This is a genomic window from Streptomyces sp. SID5910 (assembly GCF_009862125.1).
Classification (GTDB): Bacteria; Actinomycetota; Actinomycetes; order Streptomycetales; family Streptomycetaceae; genus Streptomyces.
Window position 1 is genome coordinate 1 of sequence record NZ_WWHX01000560.1, and the last position, 8808, is coordinate 8808.

General features: G+C 73.7%; 6 protein-coding genes. All 6 read right to left on the reverse strand.

Annotated elements, in window-relative coordinates; all coding sequences use genetic code 11:
- On the reverse strand, positions 1-2282 hold a 2282-nt coding region (locus GTW67_RS19780), incomplete at its 3' end, for a molybdopterin cofactor-binding domain-containing protein (RefSeq protein WP_161166154.1).
- A complete protein-coding gene (locus GTW67_RS19785; RefSeq protein ID WP_161166155.1) occupies positions 2279-4309 on the reverse strand; it encodes a 2Fe-2S iron-sulfur cluster-binding protein in 2031 nt (676 codons plus the stop codon). The genes GTW67_RS19785 and GTW67_RS19780, both read right to left, overlap by 4 nt.
- Complete coding sequence (locus GTW67_RS19790) at positions 4306-5199, reverse strand: FAD binding domain-containing protein (RefSeq protein WP_161166156.1); 894 nt, start codon at positions 5197-5199, stop codon at positions 4306-4308. Before GTW67_RS19790 ends, GTW67_RS19785 begins: the two co-directional genes overlap by 4 nt.
- Before the next feature lie 234 nt (positions 5200-5433).
- On the reverse strand, positions 5434-7053 hold the full coding sequence (locus GTW67_RS19795) for a beta-N-acetylhexosaminidase (RefSeq protein ID WP_161166157.1): 1620 nt from the start codon (positions 7051-7053) through the stop codon (positions 5434-5436).
- A 1-nt stretch (position 7054) separates the two neighbouring features.
- Positions 7055-7900, reverse strand: a complete 846-nt coding sequence (locus GTW67_RS19800; protein WP_161166158.1) for an ABC transporter permease subunit — start codon at positions 7898-7900, stop codon at positions 7055-7057.
- Positions 7897-8799 carry a carbohydrate ABC transporter permease gene (locus tag GTW67_RS19805; protein WP_161166159.1) on the reverse strand — a complete coding sequence of 301 codons (903 nt, stop codon included), beginning with the start codon at positions 8797-8799 and terminating at the stop codon, positions 7897-7899. Before GTW67_RS19805 ends, GTW67_RS19800 begins: the two co-directional genes overlap by 4 nt.
- Positions 8800-8808: the final 9 nt, after the last annotated feature.

Genomic DNA, 8808 nt, shown 5'->3' on the forward strand with positions numbered 1-8808 from the left:
TTCGGGAGGCGGTTCACCGGGCGGCCCGTGGCTGCGCGGACCGCCGAGGCCACCGCCGCCGGGGACGCCACCACCGGGACCGCGCTGACCGCCTTCGCGCCGAAGGGGGCGACCACGTCCCGTTCCTCGACGAGCTTCACGATGCGGATGTCCGGGGCGTCCAGGGCCGTCGGCAGGGCGTAGCCGGTCAGGTCGGGGTGGCGGATCAGGCCGCGCGGCGTGCGCAGGTTCTCCGTGAGCGCGATGCCGACGCCCTGCGTGACGCCCCCCTCGATCCGGGCGGTGAGCTGGGCGGGGTTCAGGATCCGGCCCACGTCCTGGGCGACCGCCAGTTCCACGACCCGTACCGAGCCGATCTCGATGTCGACGTCCACCACCGCGCGGATCGCGCAGAAGGACATGCCGACGAAGGCGTCGCCCTGGCCGGTCTCGTCCAGCGGCTCCGTCGGGTGCGGGCGGCACTGGGCGGTCGCCCACAGCTCCTTGCCGTCCAGCGCCTCGGCGACCGTGGTCGACAGCACGCCGTCGTACGAGGTGATCTTGCCGTCGGCGATCTGGAGCAGTTCCGTGGACATCCCGAACTGGTGGGCCAGGGGCTGGAGCAGCTGGGTGCGGACCATCTTGGCCGCCCGTTCCACCGCGCCGCCCGAGACCCAGGTGTGGCGGCCCCGGCAGCCCGCGCCGGCCGGGGGCTGGTCGGTGTCGACAGGGGCCACGTGGACCTCGTCGATGCCCAGCGTCTCCTGCACGATCTGCCGGGCCAGCGTCGTGAAGCCCTGGCCGGTCTCCACGGCCGCGCACAGCACCGTCGCCACGCCGTCCTGGACCTTCACCGTCGCCGTGGAGACCTCGTCCGCGCCCTCCGCGCCGAGCATGTGCACCATGCCGATGCCGTAGCCCACGCCCCGGCGCACCGCGCCCGGTTCGCCCGCGCCCTCGGGGCCGCCGGGCAGCAGCCATTCGTCCTCGGGCGTGTCCTTGGGCAGGTCGGGGAGCGGGAAGTCGCGGACCGCCTGGAGGAGTTCGGCGACCGGCGCCGGGCACGTGACCGTCTGGCCGGTCGGGAGGACGTCGCCGGTGGCCAGGACGTTGCGCAGCCGCACCTCGGCCGGGTCCAGGCCCAGCTTCTTGGCGATCTTGTCCATCTGCGCCTCGTACGCGGCGCACACCTGCATGGCGCCCTCGCCGCGCACATGGCCGGAGGGCGGGTTGTTGGTGCGTACCGCCCAGCCCTCGATGAAGGCGTTCGGGACGACGTACGGGCCACAGGCGAAGGCCACCGCGGCGGCCAGGGCGTCGGAGGACGTGTCGGCGTAGGCACCCGCGTCGAGCAGGATCTGCGCCTCGACCTTGACCACCCGGCCCTCGGCGTCCGCGTGGTGGCGGTAGCGCAGCAGGGTGGGGTGGCGGTGGGTGTGGCCGAGGAAGGACTCCTCGCGCGTGGCGGTCAGCTTCACCGGGCAGCCGGTCTTCAGCGCCAGCAGGCCGAGCGGCAGTTGGAAGCCCTGGTCCTCGCGGTCGGCGGTGGCGCCGGGCACCCCGGTGACCACGATCTTCACCCGTTCGGGTTCGAGCCCGTAGCAGGCGGCGGCCGTGTCGCGGTCGCCGTGCGGGTCGGTGGAGGCCAGGTACAGCTCCACGCCGCCGTCGGGGCGCGGTACGGCGAGGCCCGCCTCGGCGCCGATGGGGGCCGGGTCCTGGCGGCCGATGCGGTACAGGCCCTCGACGACGATCTCGCCGGCCGCCTCCGGGTCGCCGTGCCGCAGCGGGATGTGCCGGATCAGGTTGCCGTCGGGGTGCAGCGGCTCGGCCTCGAAGGCCTGCTCGGGGTCGGTGACCGGGTCGAGCACCTCGTACTCGACGATGACGGCGGCGGCGGCCATCCGCGCGGTGTCCGGGTGGTCCGCGGCGACGGCGGCGATGGGCTCGCCGTGGTGGCGTACGACCTCGGACGCGAACACGGGGCGGTCGGCCCGGCCGCGGCCGTGCAGCGCGGTGCCCGGCACGTCCTCGTGGGTGACGACGGCCCGTACGCCGGGCATCTCGCGCGCGTGGGTGGTGTCGATGGACACGATGCGCGCGTGCGGGTGCGGTGAGCGCAGGACGGCGGCCCACAGCAGGCCCTCGGCCCACAGGTCGGCGGCGTACGGGAAGGTGCCCTCGGTCTTGGCGCGGGCGTCGGCGGGCGGCAGGGAGGCGCCGAGGCCGTGCGGGACCGGCTCGGGGGCGGGAACGGCCTCCGCCGCTCCCGCGGCCTCGGCGGTGGCGGCATCGTTGCTCACGCGTGGCCTCCGTCCTGGCCGTGGGACTGGTCGCGGTGGGGCCGGTCGTCGTGGGACGGGCCGCCGTGGGACGGGCCGCCGTAGGGCTGGTCCCCGTACGCCTGGTCCCCGAAGTGCTGGTCGCCGTACGGGTGATCGCCGTAGGACTCGTCGCCGTACGACTGCTCGTCGTAGGACTCGTCACCGTAGGACTCGTCGCCGTGGGACTGCTCGCCGTACGGCTGGTCGTGCGGTGCGGGCGCGTCCGGTGCCCCGGGCGCGCCCGGGGACTCGAACGCCGACGCGTTGACGCCGCCGGCGCCCGGGCCCGCCTGGTGCGGGATGCGGGGCTCGTCGGCGTCCGCCTCGGCCGCGTCGGCCGCGGAGTGGGCCGAGCGCTCGGCGACGACCTCCCTGACCGCCTCCAGGACGCCCCGGTAGCCGGAGCAGCGGCACAGGTTGCCGCACAGGGCCTGCCGGGCCTCCAGGTCGGTCGGCGCCGGATTGCCCTCCAGGAGGTTGTGCACGGTCATCGCCATGCCCGGCACGCAGAAGCCGCACTGCACGGCGCCGCACCGGGCGAGCGCCCGCTGCACGTCCGACGGCTGCCCGTCGGCGGCCAGGCCCTCGACGGTGCGCACCTCGCTGCCGGCGGCGGTGACGGCCGGGACCAGGCAGGAGGCGACGAGCCGGCCGTCGACCTGGACGTTGCAGGCCCCGCACTCGCCCTGCGAGCAGCCGTCCTTGGCGCCCGCGAGGCCGAGGCGTTCGCGCAGCACGTACAGCAGGGACTCGCCGATCCAGGCGTCGGTGACGGGGCGGTCGGCGCCGTTGACGCGGAGCACGTAGGAGGCGAGGGGGTGCTCGTCCTGCGGGCCGACGGGGCCCGGCTCGGCGGGGGCGGCGGGGTCCGCCGAGGGCTCCGGACGCGGCTCGTCGTCCGCCTCGTGCGCGGCCGCGGGGCCCGGTGCCGGGGCCGGGTCGGTACGGGGCTCCTCGGGGGCGTCCGGCTCGGTGGCCGTCTCCTCCTCCCCGGCGACTGCCGCGGAGGGCTCAGCGGCGCCCTCAGGGGCCTCCTCGGCCTCCTCGGTCTCGCCGGTCGCCGCCTCGTCGGCCGCTTCCTGTCCGGAGGGCGCCCCGTCGGGGGCCGTCTCCTCGGAGGTCGTCACCTCGGGGGCCGCCTCGGGCGCCGCCTCCTCCGAGGCCGCCTCCTCCGTGCCGTCCCCCGCAGCGGGGCGCGCGTGCGCCCTCGCGTACGCCTCGGCCGTCGGGGCGTGCGAGGACACGGGACCGGCGGACGGAACGGGACCCGGGGCCGTCCCGGGCGCCCGGTCGTCGTCGGCACGGTCCGGCTCGGCCGGCCCCTGGGCCCACGGCTGGGTCGCCCAGGGCGCCGGGGCGCCGCCGGGCAGGGTGGCCGGCGCGGTGCCGCCCCACTGCTCGGCCAGCGACGACGCGGTGAACTCGCCCGACTCGTCCGGGAGGTCGCCGCCGGCGACGGGGATGGACCACTGCCCGGTGACGTCCTGGCCGGGCGCCTCGTGCCCCGCCTCGGCCGCCGATGCCGTGTCCTCCGCGGCGTCGGAGAAGTCCCACTGGCCGGTGGCGCCCGGGTGGTACGCGAACCCGTCGCCGTGCCCGGCGTGCGCGTCGTACCCCGCGGCCTGGCCGTACGGGTCCTGCTGCGCGTACCCGGTGTGCTCCTGCTGCCCCGGGTGCCCGTGGGCGTCGTGCTGCTCCCCGGCGTCCGGGACGTGCCACTGGGCGCCGTCGACGGGTGCGGACGGCATCGCCCAGCTGCCGGTGGCCGCCGGGTCGGTGCCGGCGGTGGTGGCGGGCGCCACCGTGATCTGCGGCGGCACATAGCCGTGCCCGGGCGCGGCGAGCGGACTGTCGGCCGAGGCCAGCAGCGCGTCGATGCCGCCCTCGGGAAGCTTCACGAAGGCCGTGGCGCCGTCGTCGTAGTCGCCCTGCGGCAGCGGGTCCCAGCGTCCGCCGCCGCGGGGCGCGCCCTGTCCGTGCCGGTCGTCGTGCTGGTCGTCGGTCACGACAGCGCCCTCCCCAGTGCTCGTCGGGCCAGCGCGGCGACGGTGCGCCGCAGGTGCAGTACGGCGGGCGGGAGCTGCGGCACGGAGCCGTCCTCGGCCGGCGCCGCGTCGGGGATGCAGGCGGCGGCGACGTACTCGCCGAAGGCGGCCAGGGCCTCCGGAACGATCGCGCGGCCGTTGTCCCAGTCGATGAGCGAGGCCACCCACTGCTCGGCCTCCAGCGGGCGCAGCGGCATCGGCGCGATGGCACCGACCGCGCAGCGCACCCCGCGCCGGGCGGGGTCGAGGACCAGGGACACGGACGCCATCGCCCGGCCGGGACCGGTCCGTCCGGTCGCCTTGAGGAAGACCTGCGGGGCGTGCAGCAGCGGCACGCGCACGTAGCCGATGAGTTCGCCCGCGCGGAGCATCTCCATGCCGGCCAGCAGGTGCGAGACCGGCATCTCGCGGCGGGCCCCGCCCGGGCCCGCGATGATCAGGGTCGCCTCCAGCGCGGCCAGCACGGGCAGCGCGTCCCCGGTGGGCGCGGCGGAGGCGATGTTGCCGCCCAGGGTGCCCGCGTTGCGGATCTGCGGCGGGCCGGCGGCGCGCGCGGCGGCGGCGAGCGCCGGGATGAGGGCGGCGAAGTCGGGGCGGCCCATGCGGGCGTGCGTGAGCCCGGCGCCGAGCAGCGCGTGCCCGTCCTGGTACTGCCAGCCGCGGATCTCGCTGATGCGGCCGAGGCCGACCAGCGCGGCGGGCCTGAGCTGCCCGGAGTTGACGGCGGCCATCAGGTCGGTGCCGCCCGCCACCGGCACGGCGGCGGGCATGGTGCCGAGCGCCGCCACGGCCTCGTCCAGGGTCGTGGGCAGCGTGACGGCCTGCGCCGCCTGCGGTGCGTGCGTGGTCAAACCGACTGCCCCTTCCCGCTGTCCCACCTGGTCCCGCCCGTGTTGCCGTACGGTACGACCTGACAGGGCGGACGTGGCAACTCTGGCACATCTTCGCAGGGCCCGAACGCGGGGGTCCGCTAGGAGGCATTCGCCCACCTCGTCGGCGAGATGGACCGTTTTCGTACGGGATCACCGTTGGTCGACGATGCGCGCGAGTTGCCACTCTTCAGTGGTGCTTCGGGGCGTTTTTCCTCACTTGTTCGGCGGTGGCCCGTCGATCGGCCGGCCGAGCACGCCGGGCCGGCGCTGCCAGGGCAGGGGGCCGGCGGGCGGCCGGTAGCCGACGCCGAGGGCGTCGAGCCGCCGGTAGTGGGCGGTCATCCGCCGCTCGAAGTCGGCGAAGTCCCGTGCGCCGGGGGCGGGCAGGGCGCTCCAGGCGACCTCCGCGAAAGCGGCCAGCCGCGGGAAGACCTGGTAGTCGACGCGTGCCTGGTTCTCCAACACCTCGGTCCACACGTTCGCCTGGGTGCCGAGCACATGTGCGGCCTCCTCGGGCGTCAGCTCCGGGGGAACCGGCTCGAACCGGTAGACGTCCTCCAGGGTGCGCACGAAACCGATCGGCACGGGCTCGTCCTCGCCCGCGTCCTGCCGGTGGTCCAGGTACACCCGCTGCTCGGGGCACATGACCACGTCGTGTCCCGCGCGCGCGGCGGCGACCCCGCCGGCGTACCCGCGCCAGGACGACACGGCCGCACCCTCGGCCAGTCCGCCCTCCAGGATCTCGTCCCAGCCGATGAGCCTGCGCCCGCGCGCGGTCAGCCACCGGTCGAAGTGCTTGATGAACCAGGACTGGAGTTCGTCCTCGCCGGCGAGCCCGAGTTCCTTGATGCGTTCCTGCGCGGCGGGCGACCGCTGCCACTGTCCCTTCGGGCATTCGTCGCCGCCGATGTGGACGAACTCCGAGGGGAAGAGTTCGAGGAGTTCCTCGAAGACGCCCTCGTAGAAACGCAGGGTCGTGTCCGTGGGCGCGAGGACGTTCTCGCAGACGCCCCAGGTGTCCCAGACGGTGAGGGAGGCGGTGTCGACGACGTCGGTGTTGCCGAGTTCCGGATACGCGGCGATGGCGGCCTGCGAGTGTCCGGGTACGTCGATCTCGGGGACGACGGTGATGTGCCGTTCGGTGGCGTAGGCGACGATCTCCCGGATGTCGTCCTGGGTGTAGAAGCCGCCGTGCGGCTTGTCCTCCCACAGCGGCGACGCCCGGTGCCCGTATTTGGTGCGCGCCCGCCAGGAACCGGTCTCGGTGAGTTTCGGATACCGCTTGATCTCGACGCGCCAGCCCTGGTCGTCCGTCAGGTGGAAGTGGAGGACGTTGAGTTTGTGGGCGGCCATCAGGTCCAGGTAGCGCAGGACGCCTTCCTTGGGCATGAAGTGCCGGGCGACGTCCAGCATCATGCCGCGCCAGCGGAAACGGGGCGCGTCCTCGACGACCTGGTACGGGATGCCGGGGGTGGCGCCGGGCCGCAGCGGTGCCCGGCGGAACGCCTCGGGCCCGAGCAGCTGCCGCAGGCTCTGGGCGCCCCAGAAGACGCCCGCGGGCCCGCCGCCGCGGATCTCGACGCCCCGGTCGCGGTTCACGCTCAGCCGGTACGCCTCCGGCTCCAGCGCGTCGTCAAGCAGCAGCCGTACACCCGCGCTGTCCTGCGCTCCCGGCCGCAGGGGCAGCGCGAAGGCGGCGCCGAGCGTGGCGCGCAGCCAGCGTTCCGCGGTCTCCGTGCCGGGGGCGGCCCACAGGGTGGTGTCCCGGTCGAGCGGGACGGCACCGTGCGCGGGCTCTTCGACGGCGCGCGGCGCCGGGATCAGTTCGGTCATGTCAGTCCTTCACCGCTCCGCCGAGGCCGGAGACGAGTCGTCGTTGCACGAGTACGAAGAAGACCAGCACGGGAATCGTCATCACCGTGGAGGCTGCCATCACCCCGCCCCAGTCGGGGTCGTCCGGCTTGTAGAAGACCAGCAGCGCCATCGGGAGCGTCGACTGGGAGGTGTCGCTGATGATGAACGACTTGGCGAACAGGAAGTCGTTCCAGGTCGAGATGAAGGAGAAGACGCTGGTCGCCACCAGCCCCGGGAAGACCAGCGGGAAAAGGATCTGCCACAGGAATCTCGCCCGGCTCGCGCCGTCGATGTACGCGGCCTCCTCCAGGGCCTCCGGCACGGCTTTCACGAAGCCCCGCAGCATCCAGATCGCGAACGGCAGCGAGAAGGCGATGTGCGGCAGGATCAGCGAACCCAGCGTGTTGAGCTGGCCGAAGTCCCGCATGAGGAAGAACAGCGGGATGGTGAGCGCCTCGACGGGCACCATCTGCGCCACCAGGAACATGATGAGCAGGGTGGTCCGGAAACGGAACCGGAATCGTGTCACGGCGGTCGCGGCGAGAAACGCGATCAGCGCGGAGGCGATCACGACGGTGCCCGCCACGAGAAGGCTGTTGAGAAAGTAACGCCCGAATTCCTGTTGCCCGAAGACGCGTCGGAAGGAGTCGAGCGAGGGCGCCAGGGTCCACGGCCGCGGCTCGCTCGACTGGATCTCCCCGGCCGGCTTGAAGGCGCTCAGCACCATCCAGTACAGCGGGAAGGCGACCACGACGGCGATCAGCAGCGCGGACGTCTCCGCCGCGAGCCGCCATGGACGGCGCACACGCGCACGCGGAAGATTCACAGCTCCTCCCCCTGGCGGCGCAGCAGCCGCAGGTAGACCAGCGTCACGGCGAGCAGGATCAGCAGCATGACGACGCCGATCGCCGAGCCGAGGCTGTACTGCGAGGACGCGAACGCCTTCTGGTAGGCGTAGACGTTGAGGACGAGGTTCTGGCCGGCGATGCCGCCGCCGTTCGTCATGACGTAGATCTGGGTGAAGACCTTGAAGTCCCAGATGACCGACTGGATGGTCACGACCACGAGGATCGGCCGGAGCATCGGGGCGAGCACCGAACGCCAGATCCGCCACTGCGAGGCCCCGTCGAGCGCGGCGGCCTCCAGCACCTCGGACGGCACGGCCCGGATCCCGGCGTAGACGGTCACCATGACGAACGGGAAGGAGCACCACACCACTTCGAGCAGGACGAGCAGGAAGGCGCTGTAGCGTCCGTACGTCCAGGAGTGGTCGCCGAGGCCCAGCACGCGGTTGACGGGCCCGAAGTCCGCGTCGAACAGCAGCAGCCACACCGTCGACCCGGTGACCGCGGGGGTCGCCCACGCGCCCAGTCCCGCCAGCATCAACGCGAGCCGCGGCACGGCCCGCACCCGCGTGAGCAGCACGGCGAGCGCACACCCGACGGCCAGCGTGGACACCACACAGGCACCGGCGAACAGCACGGTGGCGACCAGCACCCACCAGAACTCCCGGTCCCGGAACAACTCGGCGTAGTTCCCGAACCCTTGAAAGGTCGTCGGCTCCCCACCGGACACCTGAGCCTGCGTGTACTCCAGAAAGGAGATCAACCCAAGCTGATAAACGGGGTAGACAAGCAACCCCCCGAGGACGACCAGGGCGGGCGCGAGATACAACCAAGGGACACCGGCCCCGCGCCCGAAGGGGCGCGGGGAACTGCGCGACAAGCCACGACG

Excerpts from the sequence above, each read along its gene's own strand:
- GTW67_RS19795 (WP_161166157.1), bottom strand. The coding sequence starts at position 7,053 with ATGACCGAACTGATCCCGGCGCCGCGCGCCGTCGAAGAGCCCGCGCAC.